At 41.1% G+C, this 21023-nt stretch carries 24 protein-coding genes; 10 read left to right on the top strand and 14 right to left on the bottom strand.

The window, feature by feature from the left end; translation table 11 throughout:
• Positions 1 to 2: 2 nt before the first annotated feature.
• Positions 3 to 554 (bottom strand): gliding motility-associated peptidyl-prolyl isomerase GldI, encoded by a 552-nt coding sequence (gene gldI / locus C8D94_RS10735; RefSeq protein ID WP_245946275.1) that lies wholly within the window; start codon positions 552 to 554, stop codon positions 3 to 5.
• Positions 547 to 1569: a DHH family phosphoesterase gene (locus C8D94_RS10730; protein WP_115123937.1), complete on the bottom strand. Its 1023-nt coding sequence runs from the start codon at positions 1567 to 1569 to the stop codon at positions 547 to 549. Before C8D94_RS10730 ends, gldI begins: the two co-directional genes overlap by 8 nt.
• Positions 1570 to 1646: 77 nt before the next feature.
• Here C8D94_RS10730 and C8D94_RS10725 point away from each other — a divergent pair, with 77 nt between their 5' ends.
• Together C8D94_RS10725 and C8D94_RS10720 are read left to right on the top strand one after the other, a co-directional pair.
• Positions 1647 to 2702, top strand: coding sequence for an alkaline phosphatase D family protein (locus tag C8D94_RS10725; RefSeq protein WP_115123936.1), 1056 nt, complete (start codon positions 1647 to 1649; stop codon positions 2700 to 2702).
• Between the two features lie 64 nt (positions 2703 to 2766).
• Positions 2767 to 3186 carry a nucleoside-diphosphate kinase gene (locus C8D94_RS10720; RefSeq protein WP_115123935.1) on the top strand — a complete coding sequence of 140 codons (420 nt, stop codon included), beginning with the start codon at positions 2767 to 2769 and terminating at the stop codon, positions 3184 to 3186.
• A gap of 158 nt (positions 3187 to 3344) precedes the next feature.
• Here the strand turns inward: C8D94_RS10720 and C8D94_RS10715 are convergent, their stop codons facing one another.
• The 3 genes from C8D94_RS10715 to recF are packed head-to-tail and all read right to left on the bottom strand — an operon-like array spanning position 3345 to position 5212.
• A complete protein-coding gene (locus C8D94_RS10715; protein WP_115123934.1) occupies positions 3345 to 3641 on the bottom strand; it encodes a DUF721 domain-containing protein in 297 nt (98 codons plus the stop codon).
• A 32-nt stretch (positions 3642 to 3673) separates the two neighbouring features.
• A complete protein-coding gene (locus tag C8D94_RS10710; protein ID WP_115123933.1) occupies positions 3674 to 4102 on the bottom strand; it encodes a lipocalin family protein in 429 nt (142 codons plus the stop codon).
• 27 nt (positions 4103 to 4129) lie between these two features.
• Positions 4130 to 5212: a DNA replication/repair protein RecF gene (recF, locus tag C8D94_RS10705; RefSeq protein WP_115123932.1), complete on the bottom strand. Its 1083-nt coding sequence runs from the start codon at positions 5210 to 5212 to the stop codon at positions 4130 to 4132.
• 139 nt (positions 5213 to 5351) lie between these two features.
• On the opposite strand from recF, the gene C8D94_RS10700 reads away from it, so the two are divergent.
• The 8 genes from C8D94_RS10700 to mazG all read left to right on the top strand — a co-directional run bounded on the left by C8D94_RS10700 (position 5352) and on the right by mazG (position 10305).
• The gene (locus C8D94_RS10700) at positions 5352 to 6128 is read left to right on the top strand and encodes a tetratricopeptide repeat protein (protein WP_115123931.1); all 777 of its coding nucleotides are present in this window, start codon (positions 5352 to 5354) and stop codon (positions 6126 to 6128) included.
• Between the two features lie 19 nt (positions 6129 to 6147).
• A complete protein-coding gene (gene ribH / locus C8D94_RS10695) occupies positions 6148 to 6651 on the top strand; it encodes a 6,7-dimethyl-8-ribityllumazine synthase (protein WP_115123930.1) in 504 nt (167 codons plus the stop codon).
• 85 nt (positions 6652 to 6736) lie between these two features.
• Positions 6737 to 7147, top strand: coding sequence for a Holliday junction resolvase RuvX (gene ruvX / locus C8D94_RS10690; RefSeq protein ID WP_115123929.1), 411 nt, complete (start codon positions 6737 to 6739; stop codon positions 7145 to 7147).
• A 65-nt stretch (positions 7148 to 7212) separates the two neighbouring features.
• Positions 7213 to 7518 (top strand): four helix bundle protein, encoded by a 306-nt coding sequence (locus tag C8D94_RS10685; RefSeq protein WP_115123928.1) that lies wholly within the window; start codon positions 7213 to 7215, stop codon positions 7516 to 7518.
• Positions 7519 to 7619: 101 nt separating this feature from the next.
• Complete coding sequence (def, locus tag C8D94_RS10680; protein ID WP_115123927.1) at positions 7620 to 8210, top strand: peptide deformylase; 591 nt, start codon at positions 7620 to 7622, stop codon at positions 8208 to 8210.
• An 89-nt stretch (positions 8211 to 8299) separates the two neighbouring features.
• Complete coding sequence (locus C8D94_RS10675; RefSeq protein WP_115123926.1) at positions 8300 to 8719, top strand: DUF5606 family protein; 420 nt, start codon at positions 8300 to 8302, stop codon at positions 8717 to 8719.
• Positions 8720 to 8721: 2 nt separating this feature from the next.
• Positions 8722 to 9459, top strand: a complete 738-nt coding sequence (locus C8D94_RS10670; protein WP_115123925.1) for a hypothetical protein — start codon at positions 8722 to 8724, stop codon at positions 9457 to 9459.
• A gap of 72 nt (positions 9460 to 9531) precedes the next feature.
• Positions 9532 to 10305: a nucleoside triphosphate pyrophosphohydrolase gene (mazG, locus tag C8D94_RS10665; RefSeq protein ID WP_115124049.1), complete on the top strand. Its 774-nt coding sequence runs from the start codon at positions 9532 to 9534 to the stop codon at positions 10303 to 10305.
• A gap of 5 nt (positions 10306 to 10310) precedes the next feature.
• On the opposite strand, the gene C8D94_RS10660 is transcribed toward mazG, so the two are convergent.
• From C8D94_RS10660 to C8D94_RS10620, 9 genes are all read right to left on the bottom strand, one after another.
• A complete protein-coding gene (locus C8D94_RS10660; protein WP_115123924.1) occupies positions 10311 to 10949 on the bottom strand; it encodes a class I SAM-dependent methyltransferase in 639 nt (212 codons plus the stop codon).
• Complete coding sequence (locus C8D94_RS10655; protein ID WP_115123923.1) at positions 10949 to 13114, bottom strand: DUF349 domain-containing protein; 2166 nt, start codon at positions 13112 to 13114, stop codon at positions 10949 to 10951. The genes C8D94_RS10660 and C8D94_RS10655 overlap by 1 nt, the downstream gene beginning before the upstream one ends.
• An 88-nt stretch (positions 13115 to 13202) precedes the next feature.
• On the bottom strand, positions 13203 to 13937 hold the full coding sequence (locus C8D94_RS10650; protein ID WP_115124048.1) for a shikimate dehydrogenase family protein: 735 nt from the start codon (positions 13935 to 13937) through the stop codon (positions 13203 to 13205).
• The gene (locus C8D94_RS10645) at positions 13930 to 14955 is read right to left on the bottom strand and encodes a DUF368 domain-containing protein (RefSeq protein ID WP_115123922.1); all 1026 of its coding nucleotides are present in this window, start codon (positions 14953 to 14955) and stop codon (positions 13930 to 13932) included. Before C8D94_RS10645 ends, C8D94_RS10650 begins: the two co-directional genes overlap by 8 nt.
• Positions 14955 to 15926 carry a DUF368 domain-containing protein gene (locus tag C8D94_RS10640; protein WP_115123921.1) on the bottom strand — a complete coding sequence of 324 codons (972 nt, stop codon included), beginning with the start codon at positions 15924 to 15926 and terminating at the stop codon, positions 14955 to 14957. Before C8D94_RS10640 ends, C8D94_RS10645 begins: the two co-directional genes overlap by 1 nt.
• 35 nt (positions 15927 to 15961) lie before the next feature.
• Positions 15962 to 17362, bottom strand: a complete 1401-nt coding sequence (locus C8D94_RS10635; protein ID WP_115123920.1) for a tetratricopeptide repeat protein — start codon at positions 17360 to 17362, stop codon at positions 15962 to 15964.
• 143 nt (positions 17363 to 17505) lie between these two features.
• Positions 17506 to 18690 (bottom strand): aspartate aminotransferase family protein, encoded by a 1185-nt coding sequence (locus C8D94_RS10630; protein ID WP_115123919.1) that lies wholly within the window; start codon positions 18688 to 18690, stop codon positions 17506 to 17508.
• 19 nt (positions 18691 to 18709) lie between these two features.
• Positions 18710 to 19228, bottom strand: coding sequence for a hypothetical protein (locus tag C8D94_RS10625; protein WP_115123918.1), 519 nt, complete (start codon positions 19226 to 19228; stop codon positions 18710 to 18712).
• An 11-nt stretch (positions 19229 to 19239) separates the two neighbouring features.
• On the bottom strand, positions 19240 to 21006 hold the full coding sequence (locus tag C8D94_RS10620; RefSeq protein ID WP_245946274.1) for an OstA-like protein: 1767 nt from the start codon (positions 21004 to 21006) through the stop codon (positions 19240 to 19242).
• Positions 21007 to 21023: the final 17 nt, after the last annotated feature.

The following is a 21023-nucleotide window of genomic DNA, read 5'->3' as shown; positions in this document are numbered from 1 at the left end:
AGTTAATTTTCTTCTGAAGATTCAATAGATCTAAGCGTAATGGTGCTTTGTATTGGCACATTGGCGCCTAGTTTTTCTTCTATGCCATAATAGCCAAAAGCTTTATAGGAAGGGAACAGAAAAGTCACTGTTTCGCCTTCTTTCATAACTTTAAGTCCCTCACGAATCCCTGAGATCAATTCTTGGTTGCTCTGGTCTACTTGGTATTGTTGCAAACCAATTTCTTTTTCAGAGACTATAGTGGTTCCCTCCAGGTTTTTTACATCGTAAGTAAAAGTAACTACATCGCCATATTTAGGCATGACGGTGCTCAGGGTGTCCTTGACATTATAAAAATACCAAAATCCGTTGGGATTGGATTCAAAATCCTTGTCGCTGTTCTGGGCTATGATCTTGTTGATGATAGCTTCCTCCTTTTTATAGAGTTTTTTGTTGCGTTCGGCACTTTCCTTGATAAAACTGCCAGAGCTTCGCTGTACGGGTCTACGTGCTTCGGGGCTTTTACAGGCCACAGCTAGGAGAAGAAACGCACATAAAAAAAATAGGTTACGCATTGTTTTGTAGGGCATTTTTATAGTTGGACAAGATACTAATAAATTCAGTAACAGTATCCTCTAGGTTCTTATCGCTTTTACCACCAGCAGCATTGTTGTGTCCGCCACCGTTGTAGTGCGCTCTTGCAAATTTGTTTACCGAAAATTCGCCTTTGCTCCTAAAAGAGATCTTCACGATATTTTCCTGCTTGTTCTCGATAAAGATTGCTGCAAATTTTATACCCAAAACCGAGAGGGAATAGTTCACGAAACCTTCGGTATCTCCTTTTTTAAAGTTGTGGTCGTCCAGTTCCTGCTGTGTAAGGGTGATAAAAGCTGTATTATATTCAGGGAGGATGGTCATGTTGTTGAGCGCAACTCCCAATAGCTTTATTCTATCTGGCGTGTTGGTATCGTAAATGTTGTTATGTATTTGGGTTCCATTCGCACCCGCTTCCATTAAATGGGCAATCACACGGTGGGTTGTAGGCGTGGTAGAAGAAAACCTGAAACTTCCGGTATCTGTCATGATACCCGTGTATAGATTGGTGGCTATATTTTCTGAAAGCAAGTCCAACCTGTCCAACCCGGCCATAAAATGATATACCATCTCAGAAGTAGAACTCATACCTACATCGCTGTACGTTACCACGGCATAGTCGCCAGGTGCCTGATGATGGTCTATCATCACAAAATTGGCCTTACAGTTTTCCAATACCCCTTGTAAATCTCCCACGCGTGTAAAAGAGTTAAAGTCTAGCGTGAAGACAATGTTTGCTTCATCAAAAAACTGTTGGCACTTTTCAGTTTCTTTCTCGTAGGTGCAAATGGTCTCGTTTCCAGGCATCCATTTCAAGAAATTGGGATAATCGTTGGGCATCACTACCTGTGTGTTGTGCCCCAGGGATTTCAGAAAAAAATACAAGCCCATACAAGAGCCTACGGCATCTCCATCTGGATTTTTGTGCCCCACTATAACTATATTTTGCGGAGTTTGTAAAAATGTCTTAACCTGTTGCGCAATCTTCTTATCCATAGAAGTGCGAAGATACAATTTATTAACCTTAGAGTAATAGTGCAATTGTATCTTTGATAAACTAAACAACCGTTATTATGAAAAATCCTATCTCCTTTTTGGTGTGTTGTGCCGTACTTTTTTTATTTAGCTGTAATGAAAAGAAAAAAAGTCCTGAAGATAAAGAAGTTACAACTATTTCAGAAATAGAAAAACCATTAACTATTGCTTTTGCAAGCTGTAACGATCAAGATCGCCCACAGCCCCTTTGGCAATCTATAATACAAAACGAACCCAAGGCATTTGTATGGGGTGGAGACAATGTATATGCGGATACGGCCGATCTCGAAAAAATGAAAAATGATTATAATAAGGTTGCCAACAATCCATCTTATAAAAAACTGGCAGAAAATGTTGAAATCATCGGGACTTGGGACGATCATGATTATGGCAAGAACGATGCAGGTAATGAGTGGGAGAAAAAAAATGATGCAAAGACCCTCTTACTAGATTTTCTAGAATATCCCGATACAGCCAAAGTGCGTTCGAGAAAAGGCGTTTACCATAGTAGAATTTTAGAGGGAAATGGAGGAAGCGTAAAGTTGATATTGCTCGATACTCGTTACTTTAGGACAGCTTTAAAGAAAGGAGAAGACCCTGCTGTGCGCTATAGTGCTTGGCCAAAAAACCACTCTGGGACTATTTTGGGCGACGAACAATGGAAGTGGCTAGAAAATGAATTAAAAGATGATACGACAGAGTTTACGGTAATTAACACAAGTATCCAATTTTTAAGCGATCAACACGGTTGGGAAAAATGGGGAAATTTTCCATCAGAAGTCACTAAATTTTATGAACTTATTAGGAGTGCAAAAGCCAAAAACATAGTTATAGTAAGTGGTGATAGACATCTTGCAGAAATTTCTGTGAATGATAATGCAGGTTTGGAGTATCCTTTGGTAGATTTTACTACGAGTGGCCTTACCCATACTTGGATAACCAGTGGGACAGAGAAGAACCCCTACAGGGTGAGCAATGTGGTAAAGCAACTTAATTTTGGTGTTTTACATTTCAATTTTGAAGAAGAAACCGTGACATTTCAAATTAGGGGAGAGGATAATTTTTTGTATGAAGAATTTACTCAGCAGTATTAAACAATTGTTAAGCGGTTGCGGTTGAGAATTAAATAACTACTTTTGCACCAAATTTGAAAAAACTATGAGAACAGATAGAACGTTTACAATGTTAAAGCCAGATAGTGTTGAAAAAGGAAACATTGGGGCTATTTTAGAAAAAATTACTGCTAGCGGTTTCCGTATCGTAGCGATGAAATTGACACAAATGACCAAGGCCGATGCCGAGGAATTTTACGCTATCCACAAGGAGCGTCCGTTCTTTGGGGAATTGGTGGAGTATATGACGCGTGGCCCTATCGTGGCTGCCATCTTGGAGAAAAACAACGCCGTGGAGGATTTCCGTACGTTGATAGGCGCTACCAACCCAGCCGATGCAGCCGAAGGAACCATCCGTAAGTTATATGCAGCTTCCATTGGTGAGAATGCCGTGCACGGTAGCGATAGTGATGAGAACGCAGCTATTGAAGGTGCTTTCCACTTCTCTGGACGTGAGATGTTTTAGGAAACACTGAAATTTTTCTTTAAAACCCTTCTGGAACTAAGTTTCAGGAGGGTTTTTCTTTTGAAATCGAAATCGAAATCGAAGCTGAAATCTTGGTATTTCCCCCTTGAGGGAGGCTAGGGGGTGTTCTGTCAAGTTTTTAACATGTAACCCGTGAATTACTTCAACACCAACTTCTTCACCAACTCTTTCCCAACTTCCTCATTGAGCAGCGTTATGATTTTTTCCTTGCCATAACTAAGTTCCTCCCGCAGCACCGAAGAGCTCAGGCTCACGAAAAGTGTTTCTCGGTCCAAGGACAAAGCAGTTGTATATTTAGAAATCGCGTCACCCATAACGTTGTGCCACGCTTCCTTGATCGAAACCTTGTCCAAGCCTTTTTCCAGCCTGTTTACAGCTATAAACTCTTTGAGCACATCGCCTATCTTGGATTCTTCTGCGTTTCTTTTGGCCATTCTAATCTAGTGTTTTTGAGATTTTGGGTGTTTTATTCAAAATTGAATTTTTTGAACTTCTCGTAAAAATAAAGCTTTCCGTCCCGGTTCAATACTACAAGGCTACTGTCCTTTGCTTTTATAACGGTTTCTTTCCACGAATCGTAGGGGGTTATGTAGTAAAGGTGTAAGCTATCGTTTTCAATTTTAATGTCAAACCTTTCGGCAACGTTGCTCGTGCGGAAAGTACCGTCCAATCTGGGTTGCACTTTTTTCCTGATACCGCTCTCACCGTTCACTTCAATAAAATCTATCGTGCTGTTAATGCTAAAGTTTTTTTCGGTACCATCCTTCAGTTTTACCTTTTCAATGCTCCAGTAGCCATCCAAATATTGTATTTGCCCACTCGGATCCTGATTTCCACAGGAGAGCAGCATTCCTAGGCAGAGTAGTACTATGTATTTTTTTATTGCGGGCTTCATTACTAGTTATTCTATATGGTCTTACAGCTACCCAATGGGGAACATTCTATACGTTTGGCTCACTTCCTTGACTATCTTTTCGGTTCTTTCGGCGTGTGTGTCACTTATAAATAGTTGCCCAAAATGGTCATTGTCCACCAGCGTAATAAGTTGTGCTACCCGCTGTTCGTCCAACTTGTCAAAAATATCGTCCAGCAATAGGATAGGGGTTACATTGCTCTGTTTCTTGATAAAGTCGAACTGCGCCAACTTTAAGGCAATAAGATACGATTTTTGTTGTCCCTGCGATCCAAATTTCTTCACGGGATGCTCGTTGAGGTGAAATTTAAGGTCGTCCTTGTGTATTCCAAAGCCTGTATACTGTTTCAGTTTGTCGGTACTAATGTTCTCCTCCAATAACCTATGTAAAGGGGTTTCCTTGAGCTGGCTCTTGTAGTTGAGACCAACCGTTTCGGTACCGTTGCTTATAGATTTGTAGCGCTCTAGGAATATGGGTGCAAAGGCTTCGATAAATTGGGTTCTTTTTTCAAAAATAGGCATCCCCAATTTATGCAATTGCTGATTATAAACGTCCAGTTGTGGAGCGTTAAAGGTATTGTTCGCAGCAAAATATTTTAAAAGGGCATTACGCTGTGCCAGTACCTTGTTGTAATTTATAAGGGTATGTAAATAGCTAGGGTCACCTTGTGATATTACCCCATCCATAAACTTTCGGCGTGTGTCACTGCCTTCAATAATCAAGTCTCGATCCGCTGGAGAAATAATCACGAGCGGTAAAAAACCTATGTGTTCACTGAATTTGTCATACACCTTCCCGTTCCTTTTTATATGTTTTTTCTGCCCGTTCTTGGCGCTTACCAGTATCTTTTCCTCCCGTTCGTTTTTTTCGTAATTACCTTCAATCACGAAAAAATCGGTTCCGTGTTTAATGTTTTGACTGGTAATGGGATTAAAATAGCTTTTTCCGAAGGAGAGATGGTAAATGGCATCCAGGACATTGGTCTTTCCCACGCCGTTTTTCCCCACAAAGCAGTTTATTTTTGGGTCGAACTGAAAGCGCTGCGATTCAAAATTCTTATAATTGATTAATGAAACCGAATTTAAAACCATAAAAACCAGATAGTTGCTATTTTTTACTGAAGGATTTGCCCTATTGTGATTAAGCTTGCAAATTATTGAAAAATAAGGACTTTTTTCTCTTTTAAATTCTAATAAAAATTTTATTTTTGCCCGTCAGTAAACCAAAATTATGGCTACATATAAAAAGAGAGGGTATAAACAACCCAAACCAAAGAACGAAGAAGAGAAAGACGAACTCTTTGAAGGGGAAAGTACAACCGCTGAGGTGTTCAACACCTTGGACGAGGGTGCCAGTAAAACCGAGGCTTGGGTAGAGAAAAACCAAAAAGGGATCCTTATAGTAGTAGGTATAATTGCAGTAGCGGTATTGGGTTACCTAGGGTACCAACAATGGGTACAGGGCCCCAAGGAAGCTGAAGCTATGGACGAGATGTTCCAAGCACAGCAGTTCTTTGAGCAGGCATTGGGTAACGAGACTGTTAGCGATTCGTTGTACGATCTTTCACTAAATGGTGGTAGAGGGAAGTATGGTTTTCTGGATATTATAGATAACTACGGAAGTACAAAAGCTGGTAATCTGGCTGAGTATTATGCAGGTATGGCGTACTTGAACACAAATAACTACCAAGAAGCAATAAACCATTTAGATAATTTCAATAGCGACGACGAAATGTTGGCTCCGCTTGCCAAAGGTGCTATTGGAGACGCCTTTGCACAGTTGGACCAAAAAGAAGAGGCGCTGGGATATTACGAAGAAGCTGCTACTATGCGCTCGAACGATGTTACAACACCACGCTTCTTACTTAAAGCAGGTATTATAGCATTGAACTTAGGAAAGCCCGATGTAGCTCATAAACATTTTGATGCACTGGAAAAGCAATACCCAAAATCTACCGAGGCCAAAAAGGCCGTTGCCTATAAAGGTAAGGTAGGGGCAATGCAATAAACCAAAGTGCCTAACAAATATGGCCACAAAAAACAATAACTTATCGGCTTACGATAAAGCAACAATCCCAAACGCGAAGGACTTTCGGTTTGGGATTGTTGTTTCAGAATGGAACGAACAGGTCACCCAAGGAATGTTCCAAGGGGCTTTCGATGCTATTTTGGACTGTGGTGGGATAAAGGAAAATATCGTCCGCTGGAACGTGCCCGGCAGCTTCGAGCTATTATACGGTTGTAAAAAAATGACCGAAAGTTTCGAGATGCTGGATGTTGTCATTGCTATTGGCTGTGTGATACAGGGCGAGACCAAACATTTCGATTATGTTTGCGAGGCCGTTTCACAGGGAATCAAAGATTTGAATGTGCAAGGTGATATCCCGGTGATATTCTGTGTGCTCACTGATAATACATTGCAACAGTCTTTGGACCGTAGTGGAGGAAAGTACGGCAATAAAGGTACAGAGGCTGCCATAGCGGCCATTAAAATGGCACAGCTGCGCAAGGATGCCAAATTCTACAAGTAACCTACAAATTGCGTTGCTAGCTGAAATTTTAAGACCAGCTTACCTTTCCAATCCTTAAATAAAACTCCTATTTTTGCAGCCAACCATGGCACGCATACTAGCAATAGATTTTGGAACAAAACGCACGGGAATAGCTGTAACAGACGAACTGCAGCTAATCGCCTCCGGACTCACCACGGTGGAAACTCCAAAGTTGATGGACTTTTTAAAAAAATACATTGGCCAAGAGACCGTGGAGCGGGTTTTGATTGGGCAACCGCTTCAAAAGGACGGTACCCCCAGTGATGTGGAAACCGAAATAAAGAAGTTCTTAGAAATATTCTCAAAAGAGTTTCCAGATATGCCCTTTACAAGAGTGGACGAGCGCTACACCAGTAAAATGGCGTTCCAGACTATGATAGATAGCGGCCTAAAAAAGAAACAACGAAGAAACAAAGCATTACTGGACGAGATAAGTGCTACTATTATCCTTCAACAATACCTTTATAATGACTAAGGTTGAATGTTTAAGGATTGTTGACGGAAGTTGAAGAATTGATATTTCGTATATTTCAATGATCTTTGTTGTATGAAAAGGGATTTAAAAAGCCGTTCAAAGAAATTCGCTCACGATTGCGTATAAGTTTTGTTGCAATTGCCAGAGAATGTATTGGAAATCATATTAGAAAACAATTGTTACGATCTTCGACATCAACGGTAGCATACTATCGGGCAGCTTCAGTTGGTCAAACAAAGAAATGTTTTATTGCAAAACTGAGTATTGCCATAGGAGAGTGTGACGAGTCGCTGTTTTGGATAGAATTTTTAGCAGATGAAAATCTACTCCAACCAAAAGGATACGAAGCGGTTTATAAAGAAGCGAAATAATTAACGGCAATTTTGATTGCATCAAGAATTACAGCAGAAAAAACTCCAATAGGGGTTAGCTTTTGCATTATTCATTTTACTTTTAACATTAAATATTTTAAATGATACTACCCATTGTAGCCTACGGAGATCCCGTTTTACGTAAAAAAGCAACCGCCATTAGTGAAGACTATCCCAAACTGGATGCCCTGATTGAAAATATGTTCGATACCATGTACGGCGCAAGAGGAATTGGACTTGCGGCACCACAAATTGGACTGCCCATACGGTTGTTCATTGTAGATGCCACACCTTTTGAGGATGACGAAGACCTTAGTGAAGAGGAACGAAAACTCTGTTCAGAATTCAAGAAAGTGTTCATCAATGCCAAGATCATCGAGGAAGAAGGGGACGAGTGGGTGTTTAACGAAGGGTGTTTAAGCATCCCCAATATTAATGAGGACGTGTTCCGCAAGCCACAGATCACCATTGAGTACCAAGACGAAAATTTCGATAAAAAAACCGAAACCTTTGATGGGATGGTGGCCCGTATCATTCAGCACGAGTACGACCATATTGAGGGAATTTTGTTTACAGATAAACTTTCAGTGTTAAAAAAACGTTTGTTGAAGAGTAAGCTCACAAAAATTTCAAAAGGAAATATAGATGTGGCGTACCGTATGAAGTTCCCCCTTGCGAAAAAGAAACGTTAAATACGCTAAAATTCTGAATTCTTCATTATTGAAATACATCTCGAACAAGTATATTTGCACCCTTACTTAAAAAAAGCAACACACTATTTATGAGTTTAGAGAAAATCCTTTCTATTTCAGGCAAACCAGGACTGTACAAACTAAGAGCCCAAACCCGTAATGGATTTTTGGCAGAATCCCTTATTGACGGTAGGAAAATAAGCGTTGGTGCCAGGGATAACGTGAGCCTTTTAAGCGAGATTGCCATCTATACTCTTACCGAGGAACTCCCGCTGCGCGAAGTTTTTAAAAAGATTTCTGAAAAGGAAAATGGAGGGCCTACCATACACCATAAAGTACCCAAGGTAGAGCTTGAAGAATTTTTCTTTGGAGTGTTGCCAGATTACGACGAGGACCGCGTGTACCCAAGCGACATAAAGAAAGTGGTACAGTGGTACAACTTGTTGCAAAAAAACGGTATCACAGATTTTTCTGAAGAAACCGAAGGCGCTTCATCTGAGGAGGAGTAGGCATGCGTTCAATAATATTGCTTTTAGCGGTATTCGTTTTTGCAATATCGTGTTCGCCTAGAATAAAGAGTTCCATAGAAAAACAGGAGTTCAAGCAACTTTCAACACACACTCCAGTAATAACACTTAGGGTTAGCGTAGCTGTCCCCGAGGGATCGGTATTTGTGGGCGAAACGTATGTGGGTGATACAGGGTTTACCACAAAATGTACCTATACCGAAGTACTTGAAATCTTGGAAACAGAAGCTAGAAAAGCTGGTGCCAATATTGTATCCATTCAAAAAATAAAAAAGCCCAGTTTTGCAAGTACCTGTTATAGGATAGGGGCTAACTTGTACCGTAACACCAACATTCAATTGGTAAATGGTTACATTGAAAAACAACAAAATAGATATACATCAAGGTTGCCAGAAAATACAGATTATGCGGTAGTACACTTTTACAGGCCACATAATCCCAAAGGTGGATTGATTGGTTTTAAAATAAGGATGGACGACGAAACGGTGATTGGTAGAGTGCGGGACGGAGAGAAGTTTTCATATAAGATCAAAGATTTTGGACTTCATAAATTTTGGGCAAGGACCGAGAACATTACCCAGGTATATGAAAATATTGAAAGAGGTAAAGAGTATTTTTTTCGTTGTGGAATTAATTTTGGAGCAGTAGTAGGAAGAGCAAATATTGAACAGGTAAGTCCTGAAATTGGAATAGAAGAATCTGGCCTTATGGGACACCAATAAGTGGATAATCTTTTTATAACTATAAATTCATTTGTTACCCCGTAGCAAATGAATTTTTATTTTTACGCTATTATGAATTCAAGAAAAGAACAACTTGCAGCCTACGACCGTCTTCTAACCATTATGGACGAACTGCGCGAACAATGCCCGTGGGACCGGAAACAGACCATGCAAACCCTTCGCCATCTCACTATAGAGGAAACCTACGAGTTGGGCGATGCTATCTTGGAAAATAACCTGGACGAAGTAAAAAAGGAACTGGGCGATCTCTTGCTGCATATTGTCTTTTATGCCAAGATAGGTAGCGAAAAAGATAGTTTTGACATGGCCGATGTTGCCCATGAAATATGCGATAAGCTCATATCACGCCACCCACACATATATGGCGACGTTAAGGTTGCAAATGAAGAAGAAGTAAAACAAAACTGGGAAAACCTGAAACTTAAAGAAGGCAAAAAGAGCGTGCTGGAAGGTGTTCCCAGATCTTTGCCCGCAATGGTAAAGGCAAACCGGATCCAGGACAAGGTGGCCGGTGTGGGCTTCGATTGGGAAGAACCCCAACAGGTTTTTGAAAAACTACAAGAGGAACTGGCGGAACTACAACACGAGGTCTCCGAAAACAATGCCGAAAAAATAGAACAGGAATTTGGCGATGTGCTGTTTTCAATGATAAACTATGCGCGCTTCCTAAAGGTTGACCCCGAAAGTGCTCTGGAGCGGACCAATAAAAAATTTATAAACCGATTTCAGTACTTAGAGGGGAAAGCCAAAGAAATGGGTAAATCGCTCAAGGATATGACCCTTGCTGAAATGGACGTGTACTGGAACGAGGCTAAAAAGCTCTAACATTTTCAATCTACTGAAAATATAATCGCTTTTCCTTCAATCACTACATTTTCAAAACCTGAGAGCTCTTTTAGCAACACCAGGTTTGCTGGGTTGTAAAAAATGGTATGGGTACAATCGTTTTTATAGTACCATTTTGAAAATTCGGTAAGCGTACCCTCCCATAAACTGGACATACAGTACAATTTACCGTTGGGTTTTAATAACGACCTTAAAAGTTTAAATTCTTGAATTGGTTTGTGGAAATGCTCCATCACCTCGCAACAAATAATGAAATCGTATTGGGTTTGCAGGGTTTCCTTACTGGGATGGAAAAACGGATCGTACAAGCTAATATCGTATCCCTTTTCTGAAAGTATCTTAGCGGCAACGGGGCCTGTCCCTGCGCCAAAGTCCAATCCCTTGGCAAAGCTGTTAAAATCACGGGAAATCGCTTTGGTTAGGGGTTTTACGAAGTTCTGGTAGCCTTTGTTCTCAACATCATTATTGTGTGTGAGGTACCTTGCTTTTTCTGCCTGCGCAGAAACATAGTTATTGGGATGCCTAAAAACTGTAGTGCAATTTCCGCATAGTAAAAAGTGGTGCAGAGGGGTATTGTAATAGGAGGTCACTTGTTTGCTATTACAAAGGATACAGTTGCACATTACGAGTTTCTACGGGCTGCCTTTATTTTCTTCAGCTTATTTTTCCAGATTTCAAGTTGTTCCTTGTGACGCGCTATGTTTTTGTGAACCTCTGCCACCATGGGGTTGTCATCCGGAACGTGCTGGAAAAAACCAAGGTTATTCTCCAGTTGGTTTATTTCAGCCTTCGCCTCATCTATTTTTTTAGAGATATAATACTGCTCGTTCTGTAATTTGCGCTCGTCGTCCATTGAAACAAGGGAGCTTAGCTTGTTTTCGTACTTGATGAGCTCTGCTTCTTTTTTGCCAAGGTCTAATTTCTTGAAAAGCCCGTCCAGTACCTTATTGAAGTCCTGCTCAATATTCTTTTTCTTGTAGGGAACACGGCCCAACGTTTTCCACTTTTTTATAGATTCCTTGATCGTTGTCAGATCTTCGGTATGGTTTCCTGTGAGTTCGGTAGCCTTAACCTGTTCCAATAAATCTTGCTTTTTGGCTAGGTTTTCTTCTTCCTCTTTGCTGGCCTCGTTTTTCTTGGCATGTATCCTATCAAAATAATAGTTGCAGGCAGCTTTAAACTCTTTCCAGATTTTGTCGCTGTCCTTTCTGGGTACATGTCCAATTTTTTTCCAGTCCGCTTGGATTTTCTTCATCAGTGGTGTCACTGCTTCAAAATCGTCGCTGTCCTTGTTTTCTTCAGCTATCTTAACAAGCTCTCTCTTTTTTTCAAGATTTGCGTACTGCTCTTTCTTTTGTTCCTTATAAAAGTTGTTCTTGGCTTTGTTGAAATTACGGGTCGCTTCCTTAAAGGCATTCCAGATTTCCTTGTTCTTGTTTCTGGGAACCTTGCCGGCCTCAAAGTAGGCATCTCGCAATTCCTGTACTTTTTTCATGGCGTGTTGCCATGAGTTATGGTTGGGTTTTGCCTTTTCTTTTTGTGCATTGATTTTTGCGACCAGTTCTTTCTTGGCCTCATAGTTTGCCTCATATTTTTTGTCCAATTCTTTTTGGTGGGCCTGACGCTTATCGTGGATTACCTTAGTGGCCTCACTAAACTTGTCCCAAACATCTTCGCGGTATTCCTTGGCTACGGGGCCAATTTCTTCTTTCCACATTTTGTGGAGCATTTGCAGTTCCCGGAAAGCCTTGTTTACATCTTGTACTTGCTGGAGTTCTTCGGCTCTTATAATGAGTTTTAACTTTTGCTCGAGGTTGTGCTTAAAATCCAGGTCTCGAAACTCACGATTTAAATGTAGAAAGTCGTAAAAGTTCTCTACATGGTGGTGATAGGTGTTCCAAGTAAGGTTGTACTTGTCGCGAGGGATGGGTCCGGCAGTATGCCAACGCTCCTGTATGTCCTTAAAGTGTTTGTAGGTGGTGTTTATGCTTTCTTCGGTACCCAACAGTCCCTTTAATTCTTCAATGAGTTCTTCGCGCTTTGCAAGGTTTGCCTGTAAATCTTTTTTGAGATTCTTATAATAGTTGTTCCTTTTTTCTTTGTAATCGAAGTAAAGCGAATTGAACTCCTTTTTAATCGGGGTGGAGTAGTGGAAGTCTATTATGTTGCCTCCTTCTGCAAGAAACTGTTCTTTTTTTTCTTCCAGCTCTTCACTGAATTTAGAATTGAACTCAGTCTTTATTTCCTCAACTTCATTTTTTATATTCTGGACGTGCTTGTCCTTTAGCAATTTTGCAAATGCAGCTATGAGTTCTTTTTTGGAGAGTGAGCTATAATCTATATCGTCCTCCTCATCTTCATTTTCTTCGTCGTCACTGGAGGCTACTTCTTCTTCATCTACCTCTTCACTGTCATCCTGGTTTGAGTTTTCTTCGGAATCCGACCCTGAAGTTTCAGTATTTTCTGAAACTTCAACACTGTTTTCTTCATCTGCTTCACTTTCAGAAGGTTTATTATCTCCATCTAAAGTTTTGGTTGATTTTTTTTCGGGTGATTCAGGTACTTTTTCTTCCTTTTTTTGGATTGTTTCAGCTTCATCTTTTTCTTCAGTATTATTTTCTTCTGAAGTTTCGACTATAGCGTTTTCAACCAATCCACCATCTGCATCTGTGGCCAATTTATTAGAAGAAGTGTCTGGTTCTTTTCCAGATTCTTCTACGAGGGCTTTTTCTATGGCGTCGTTTTGTGGGGAGGTGTTTTCTTTCTCAGGTGATTTTTCGTCGGACATTTTTTTCAATGTTAGGGTTCGTGTTAAAAGGAGCGTTCAAGATACTAACAACAATAGAAACGACAAAGCAGATCGACTTATTTTGATACTATTTGCTGTTCCAGATGTCCCAGGATTTAAGGGCTTGGTATTTTAGCATGGTAAAACCATTGCTTACCCTAGCGCCTTTGGATGCGCCACGTTTCATAAATTCGGTTTCGCGTGGGTTATAGATTAAGTCGAAGAGTACGTGGTCCGTTGTCAAGTGAATATAGGGAATATCGGGAAACTGGTGAGTATTTGGTGAGGTTCCCAAGGGGGTACAGTTTACGATGAGGAAGTGCTGTTTTATAATTTTTGAGGTGAGCTCGTCGTAACCAAACTGCCCTTTTTCTGGATTTCTGGATACATTGTAGTAGCTGAAACCCAAAGCGTCCAATACATATTCAATTGCTTTTGAGGCACCGCCAGTGCCCAATATCAATGCTGTTTTCTCCTTAATGGGAAGAAACTCGGCCAGAGCCGTTGCAAATCCATAATGATCGGTATTATAGCCAATGAGCTTTCCGTCCTTCCTAAATTTTATGGTGTTAACAGCACCAATGCTTCTGGATTCCTTGTCTAATTTGAAAAGGTGTGGAATTATGGCCTCTTTGTAGGGGATTGTAACGTTTAATCCCTTTATATCGGGGTTCTCGCTGAGCAATTCTTCAAAATTTTCGATGCACGTCAAATCGAAATTTTCGTAGCTATGTGGTAGCGATTCCTTCTCAAATTTTATGCTGAAGAAGGTTTTGGAAAAAGAATATCCTATATCTTTTCCCAAGAGCCCGAATTTAGCCATTTTTTGAGGATTTTTTGTTTTTGTGGTAAACATCTAGACTTAGCACTATCGCTATGCCAACAAATATAAAGAGTATTGCCCAAAAGGTTTCGAGCGAAAAATCTGACGGCCAATACCTGTCGTATCCCGTAATAATCTCGTTGCCATTGGCATCTACTTTAATGTTTCCGTAGTTGTCGTATTCGAACTGCTTGGTTTTCCAAGGCCAAACTACTCCAAGTGATCCCGCAATAAAGCCTATGATAACGGCATAGGTTGCTTTTTTGAATCGTTTTAGCACATAACCAAGAAGATGCGACAACGATACAAGCCCGGTAAGAGAGCCCAGTGTGAAAACTGCCAATATCTTGAGCATCTCTATGCGTTCTGAACTATAGATAAAGCTGGTGTCACCCTGCAAAAGATCTGAAAAGGTATCAAAAAGCGCGTTTACTGAATCTACAAGAAGCAATACATAGTTGCCCAGCAAAATTAAGATAAAGGAGCCGGAGAGCCCTGGGAGGGTCATTCCAGAGACACTTATGATGCCGCAGAAAAATACAAATATGAGGTTGCTGTTCTCTCTTGCGGGTTCTAAAAAACTTATGCTTACCCCAGCGATGATGCCGCAGAGGAGGTATGCAATATATTTTCGGTTCCACTCTCCAAAATCCTTTGCGATATAGTAGATGGAGCCTATGATCATTCCAAAAAAAGTGCTCCACACAAAAAGTTCGTAGTGGACAATGAGATAATCCAGTAATTTTGAAACACTGAAATAGCTTATCACCATCCCTAAAATGAGTAGGCCCAGAAACCGCCCGTTAATATACCTAAAAAAACTCCTGAACCGTCCGTTGAAGAGGAGTGCAAAAGCTTTACGGTTCACCTTTTGTAGTGAATAGATAAACTCCTCGTAAAATCCTGCAACAAATGCCACAACGCCACCTGAAACACCAGGCACCTTATTGGCTGCTCCCATAGACAGCCCCTTGAGAACTAACCATATCTTATCGCTAAAGGTACGGGTATCTTGCATTAACGTTCTTTTTTTGAAGCTGCAAAACGCTCCATTAAGAAAATTGTTAAGAAGCCGATAACCATAAATACTATGGCCAAACCTATTTGAGAGTTACCCTCAAAACTATTGGGGAGAATGCTCCTTTCCAAAAATGGGACTTCTTCGCCATTGTGGTTTATCCTGTATTGTAATACTTCTTTCCAAGGCCATATTTTGTTCAAGGCACCTATCATAAAACCTGTTAAGACTGCAAGGGTAATATTCTTGAAATTCTTGAACATATAATTGAGCGCTTTGGAAAAAACCTTGAGCCCTACTATGGCGCCAGCTCCAAAAATCAATAATTTCCAAAATGCCGAAAAGAAAATACCACTATCCAGTTTGGTAATACCGTCTCCTAGTTGCGAGAGCGTGCCAATTACCGAAGTATATGCCCCGAGTAAAAGTAAGATAAAAGCACCGCTCACCCCGGGTAAAATCATAGCTATAATCGCTACAAAGCCAGCAACAAACAGAAACCACGTGCTATCTGTCGCGCCAATGGGTTTGGCTAGGGTGATGGCATACGCCATGCATGCTGCCAAGAGGAGTGCGATAAGTACTTTTGGGTTCCAGGTTTTAATCTGTTTTCCCACATATAGGATACTGGCTACAACCAGCCCAAAAAAGAAGGACCATACCAATATGGGATGCTCAGCCAAGAGCCAAGTAATGGCCTTGGCAAGGGAGAGAATACTTATAAAAACTCCTGCAAAAAGAGCCATTAAAAAAGATAGGTTATAGTGTTTCCAAGCCGCTTTAAACCCACTTTTTCTCCAGCTTTTAAAAAAGCCCATATCCAACCTGTGGATGGTCTCTATCAATTCCTCGTAGATACCAGCTATAAAGGCAATGGTGCCTCCTGAGACACCGGGAACCACATCGGCGGCACCCATAGCGAGGCCTTTAGCCGTGATGACCAAATATTGAGAAAGCGTTCTTGAAGGCATGGAAAAGCAGTTTTAGTTGCCCAAAAGTAAACAAATTATACCGAGGTATTTTTGTGTTTGGTAATAATTTGCCGCACTTGGTTCCTTGCAATTACTTTAGGGAATAATTCTTCCAGGATCATCAGGAAATCCGGGTTGGTTTTAAGCCCGTTTTTTAAATGGAATTCTGCTTTGCGGGTTTCTTTCAAAATATAGAACAGTCCTGCCAATCTAAATTCTATCTCGGCATTTTCTGGATAAAACTCACTGGCTTGGAAAAGATTGTTCACAGAGGCTTGGAATTCACCCAACTTAATGAGCAAATCACTTCGGGAGAGCCATGTTTCCAGTTCGTAATTCCCTAGTTCCAAAGTTCGTCTAAATCCATGTTCGGCTTCCTCCAAGTGTTGCAAACGTAGGTTTATACGGGCATATCGTTTCCAGTACAGCACATTTTCACCATCTATATTAATAGCTTTTTCGATAAAATAGAGTGCTTTTTCGTAGTCCTTGGATTTTATGTAATTATCGGTAATGGCAATCCAACCCTTGTCCAAAAGACCGTCTTCCTCTACACACTTGGTAAAAAACTGTAAAGCCAGCTCGCCGTCTCCCAGCTTTTCGTAGCATTTCCCAATGCGCAAGAGTGCGAAGGACGTAGGATCATCGAGACCCAGGGTGATGGAATAACTTTCAATTGCTTCCTCATATCTCTTCAGGCGTTCCAAAGTCTTGCCTTTTTCAAGATAAGCACCAATAAAGCTATCGTCGCTTATAATGGCAAAATCGAACGCGGCTAGGGCTTTATTGTATTCCTTGAGAATATAGTACATTTTACCTACTTGGTGCCAGGCAACCTCGCAATATGGGTTTTTATTCAAGAAATCATTTAGGTAGTCTATGGCCGCTTCGTATTGGTCTAAAAATTCAAAGCAATAGATAATATTGTAGAGTGCGGAGTAATCGTGCTCATCTTGTTCCAAGCAACGCATAAAATAGTGTTTGGCACTTTCAAAATCCTCCAAGAACAAGTATTCCATTCCTATGAGGGAAAGCACGTCACACTCGTCGTTGGTTATTTTAAGGGCCATTTCCAGGAGTTGGATGGCCTTCTTGTGGTCGTCCCGGCGCGACAGTATGTTTGCCTTTTGTATGTACACCTCTTCATTGTTCTGCTCTAGGGCGTAAAGATTGTCCAGCAAAGCTTCAGCAGTTTCCAAATCGTTCTCAAAAATGAACATTTCAATCTGGAACAATTTTAAGTTCGTGGATGTAGGGTGTTGCTCCAATCCAAGCTTAGTTGCTTTTTTGGCAAGCGCTACTTTTCCGTTCTCTAGATAGTACTGGATGATCTCTTCAAATTCTTCCGAATCGAAAAAATAAACATCGTTCGTCTTCAACATAGATTCGAAACGGGATAGTGGAAAATTGTTATACTCGTTAGGATTAGAGGGCATACGCTACGATTTAACGATTACTACTTTTTTAAAGATAGTAATGTATAGAGGTTTTCAATAGTTGTGCCGTGTTTCTTGTTAACAGGATTATTAACAGCTCTTTCGGTTTTTAATATTCTGAAAACCAATAGTTTAAATTGAATTTATTTTTTCTGGAGTTCACCCAGTACATCGGTAATTATGTCACAACCCTCTTTTATTTCGTCATTGCCTATGGTGAGGGGGGGCGTAATGCGGATGGCGCGGGGCTCGAACAACAGCCAAAAAAGGATCAAATTTCGTGCTTTGCATCGCAGGATTACTTCTGAAGCGATTTCGGCAGTCTCGACCATTGCAGCAAGCATCAATCCCTTGCCACGAATTTCTGAAATCATAGGGTGCTGAAGGTGCTTTCGGATCAATTTTTCCTTCTGAAGGGTTTGCGCCATTAAACCACTTTCGGTAATTTCCTGGAGTGTGGCCAAAGCCGCTGAGGCGATCACGGCGTTCCCGCCAAAAGTGGTAATGTGGCCCAATTTTGGGTTGTCGCTCAACAATGCCATTGTTTCTTTGGAAGCGGTAAAAGCACCAATGGGGAGACCACCGCCCATTCCTTTACCCATGACCAAAATATCTGGCACTACGCCATAATGCTCAAACCCGAAGAGCTTCCCAGTGCGGCCAAATCCAGGTTGTATTTCGTCCAGAATAAGCAAGGCACCTACTTTTTCACAACGCTCTTTCACTTTTTTGAGATACTCTCCTTCGGGAAGAATAAAACCAGCTCCTCCTTGTATAGTTTCCAAAATCACAGCTGCGGTGTCTTTGGTTATTTTCTCTAATACAGCAAGGTTGTTGAATTCAATGGGGTGACAATTGGGCAGGAGTGGGGCAAATGGGGTCTTGCGTTCTTCGTACCCCATCACACTCAAGGCTCCAAAGGTATTGCCGTGATAGGCGTGGTGGGCGTAAAGTATCTCCTTTCGCCCCGTTGCGCGTCGTGCCAGTTTCAAGGAGCCGTCAATGGCCTCGGCACCACTGTTTACCAAGTAGGTAGTTTCCAATGGGTCTGGGAGCTGTTGTGCCAAAAGTTTAGTGAGCTGTACTGCAGGAGATTGCACATATTCGCCATACACCATGACATGTTGGTACTTGTCTACTTGTTCTTTTACAGCCTTTACCACACGTGGATGGCTATGCCCCAGGCTACAGGCAGATACACCTGCAACAAAGTCTAAATGCTTGTTTCCCTCCACGTCGTAAACGTAACTTCCCTTGGCATGCGAAACCTCCATCGCAAGTGGATGTGGGGTGGTTTGCGCTTGATATGTTAAGAAGTCTTTTTTCATGGTTCAGTTAATGGTTGGATTAGTTAATGCTATCTTCTAATATACTCAATAGATTAGACATTTTTTTTAGCATACCCCATTTCATTTTTGCGATTGCTGGAAAGGAATAAGCCATACCTTCAACATCAATGGTAGTGACACCAATACACTTATCGTTTTTATCATAAAACGTTATAAAATAATGCACTTCAGGTGTCCCTAGCTCTCCCCAACGATAACTTGAACTATCATTTAATATCTTAAGTACTTCTCTCGTTACAGTCTTGTTTAAATCTCTTTGATTCTTCGGCGGGTTTTTATAATGTAGAATGGCTTTTGTGACCTTGTGAGAAGGAAAATAAATACCCTGTTTTTCTTCTTCACTAACTAATGAATGATATACACTGTCGTTAATTCCTGTTTTTTGTTGGTAAGAATTGTTTTTATATGCTTCAGCTATATAGAATTCTTCTTTTTTTTGTGTGAAGGCAAAGAATAATAGAAAACTGCAAAATAAAATACTTATAGATAGAAGTGGAATTAATGATATTTTTTTCATCTTAAGTAGATTTATTCTTCACCTTCATCCTCATCCTCCCTAGTCCGTGCCTTGGGGTCTTCCTCGCGATTTTGGAGGTCTTCGGGTTTTAGTTTTGAGCTTTCGGGGAGTTCAATTTCTTCTAGGGGGATATCGTCAAAGAACTCGCCTTCATCTTCGGGGAGGGGGATACCTTTAATTTTTGGGAGAAACGGTTTTGGTTTTCCTTTAAAGAGATCGTTTACCGTAAACAAACGTTCGTCGCCACGCCATACAAAGCCTTTTAAAATACGTGCGTTCTCGGGCAATTCAGATTCTGGGTAGATTTTCCCCTTCCCTTTTTTAATGAATTTTGTACCCGTAATACGCTGCTCTTTCATATAGATTTCAATAGCGCTGGAAACGGTATTGTTGATGCCGATGAGTTCACCCTTATCGTTCCTCGGGTAGTAGATCACCTCGGCATTTTTGATGATGGAGACTGTGTCCAATTCGTTATTGGTAAATAGCCCTATGAGCCGTTCACCCTTTACCTGGTTGTATCCCACACTGTCCTTTTGTACTAAAAATGAATTGTTGAAGACCTTTAAGGTATCCAATTTTTCAGTTTGTTTGTTGGATAGCAGGTGGATGGTATCGCCCGTCATTTGGTTTTCGCCACTCCATAGAATAGGTTCCCGCAAGAGCTTTGTGATCCCTAATTTTTCTGAAGAATAAATAGAGTCGCATTTCCCACTGGTGGGTTCTTCGCCGGGTGCACCGTATTTGAACATCCTTGCCCTGTAAAAACCCTTTAATATTCTGTTTTCGGGTTTTCCGGTGATGCGCAGGGTATCGGCGTGCACGTATACAGAGTCTTGGTCCCGCAGGGTCACGGCCACGGCACGTTTGGTGATAAAAACCGAATCCTTATCCCGAAAGACTTCGGCATAGTGGCCACGGACGATACTTTTGTTGAGGGTGTCCAACACCTTGATATTGTTGGTGGCAGAGGCGAAGCTCTTGTTTCGATCAAAATAGATACTGTCTCCGTAGAGGGTTCGGTTTTCGTAGTCTATTTTGGAATTTTTCACAAAATAGCCAGTATCGCCACGGGTATCGTAATATCCCCGTTCACAATATACGGTGCTGGTCTCGCTTACAATTGTGGACTCCCCATATAGGTACGCGCCTCCCGTTTCAGAATAAAAATCGAGTTGCTCACTGTTTACGGTGTATTTTGGGTTTACGATTTTAACATCGCTAAGGAACTGGTATTTCTTACTTTCGGCATAATAGCGGCCAATACGGCTGGTGAGGGTGCTTGCGGTATCCACCACTTTGCCGCCCGTACGGTAGTAGGCTTGTTGTTTTACACGGTCGAAATAAAGGGTGTCTGTAGTGAGCGTTGTTTTGGGTTCTTTTAGCACTACGTCACCACTTGCAAATGCAAAGCTGGTGTTGCCGTTGTACTCTGCATAGGTACTGTTCATCGTTACCGTATCGCCTTGGGTGATCTTTACGGTGCCGTAGGCTTTTACAAAATTATCTTTCGGGTAGAGATATGCTTGGTCGCACCACATCTCAACACCTTCATGGACCACGTACACCTGGCCGTTTTCGTCCTTGGTATAGATTACGGCATCCGGGAGCTCTGGTTTAATTTCCAGATAGCCGGATTTTATATCAACCTTTTGTTTTTCGGTGTTGGACTGTGCTATGAGTGAAGAACAGAAGACTAAAAAGAACAAAAAAATAAGGGTTCCAACTGTACTCAACCGGACATTCGGAACTTTCAGGATTGTAAGGTCTACTTTCAATTTTGTTTTTGTTCAGT

This window comes from Marinirhabdus gelatinilytica (assembly GCF_003353425.1).
GTDB lineage: Bacteria > Bacteroidota > Bacteroidia > Flavobacteriales > Flavobacteriaceae > Marinirhabdus > Marinirhabdus gelatinilytica.
The sequence above is the reverse complement of the archived record's forward strand: the minus strand, read 5'-3'. Positions and strand labels throughout refer to the sequence as shown.

Bases quoted from the DNA above. Each gene is read 5' to 3' on its own strand.
- gldI (WP_245946275.1), bottom strand. From the start codon at position 554: ATGCGTAACCTATTTTTTTTATGTGCGTTTCTTCTCCTAGCTGTGGCC.
- C8D94_RS10730 (WP_115123937.1), bottom strand. From the start codon at position 1,569: ATGGATAAGAAGATTGCGCAACAGGTTAAGACATTTTTACAAACTCCG.
- C8D94_RS10725 (WP_115123936.1), top strand. From the start codon at position 1,647: ATGAAAAATCCTATCTCCTTTTTGGTGTGTTGTGCCGTACTTTTTTTA.
- C8D94_RS10720 (WP_115123935.1), top strand. From the start codon at position 2,767: ATGAGAACAGATAGAACGTTTACAATGTTAAAGCCAGATAGTGTTGAA.
- C8D94_RS10715 (WP_115123934.1), bottom strand. From the start codon at position 3,641: ATGGCCAAAAGAAACGCAGAAGAATCCAAGATAGGCGATGTGCTCAAA.
- C8D94_RS10710 (WP_115123933.1), bottom strand. From the start codon at position 4,102: ATGAAGCCCGCAATAAAAAAATACATAGTACTACTCTGCCTAGGAATG.
- recF (WP_115123932.1), bottom strand. From the start codon at position 5,212: ATGGTTTTAAATTCGGTTTCATTAATCAATTATAAGAATTTTGAATCG.
- C8D94_RS10700 (WP_115123931.1), top strand. From the start codon at position 5,352: ATGGCTACATATAAAAAGAGAGGGTATAAACAACCCAAACCAAAGAAC.
- ribH (WP_115123930.1), top strand. From the start codon at position 6,148: ATGGCCACAAAAAACAATAACTTATCGGCTTACGATAAAGCAACAATC.
- ruvX (WP_115123929.1), top strand. From the start codon at position 6,737: ATGGCACGCATACTAGCAATAGATTTTGGAACAAAACGCACGGGAATA.
- def (WP_115123927.1), top strand. From the start codon at position 7,620: ATGATACTACCCATTGTAGCCTACGGAGATCCCGTTTTACGTAAAAAA.
- C8D94_RS10675 (WP_115123926.1), top strand. From the start codon at position 8,300: ATGAGTTTAGAGAAAATCCTTTCTATTTCAGGCAAACCAGGACTGTAC.
- C8D94_RS10670 (WP_115123925.1), top strand. From the start codon at position 8,722: ATGCGTTCAATAATATTGCTTTTAGCGGTATTCGTTTTTGCAATATCG.
- mazG (WP_115124049.1), top strand. From the start codon at position 9,532: ATGAATTCAAGAAAAGAACAACTTGCAGCCTACGACCGTCTTCTAACC.
- C8D94_RS10660 (WP_115123924.1), bottom strand. From the start codon at position 10,949: ATGTGCAACTGTATCCTTTGTAATAGCAAACAAGTGACCTCCTATTAC.
- C8D94_RS10655 (WP_115123923.1), bottom strand. From the start codon at position 13,114: ATGTCCGACGAAAAATCACCTGAGAAAGAAAACACCTCCCCACAAAAC.
- C8D94_RS10650 (WP_115124048.1), bottom strand. From the start codon at position 13,937: ATGGCTAAATTCGGGCTCTTGGGAAAAGATATAGGATATTCTTTTTCC.
- C8D94_RS10645 (WP_115123922.1), bottom strand. From the start codon at position 14,955: ATGCAAGATACCCGTACCTTTAGCGATAAGATATGGTTAGTTCTCAAG.
- C8D94_RS10640 (WP_115123921.1), bottom strand. From the start codon at position 15,926: ATGCCTTCAAGAACGCTTTCTCAATATTTGGTCATCACGGCTAAAGGC.
- C8D94_RS10635 (WP_115123920.1), bottom strand. From the start codon at position 17,362: ATGCCCTCTAATCCTAACGAGTATAACAATTTTCCACTATCCCGTTTC.
- C8D94_RS10630 (WP_115123919.1), bottom strand. From the start codon at position 18,690: ATGAAAAAAGACTTCTTAACATATCAAGCGCAAACCACCCCACATCCA.
- C8D94_RS10625 (WP_115123918.1), bottom strand. From the start codon at position 19,228: ATGAAAAAAATATCATTAATTCCACTTCTATCTATAAGTATTTTATTT.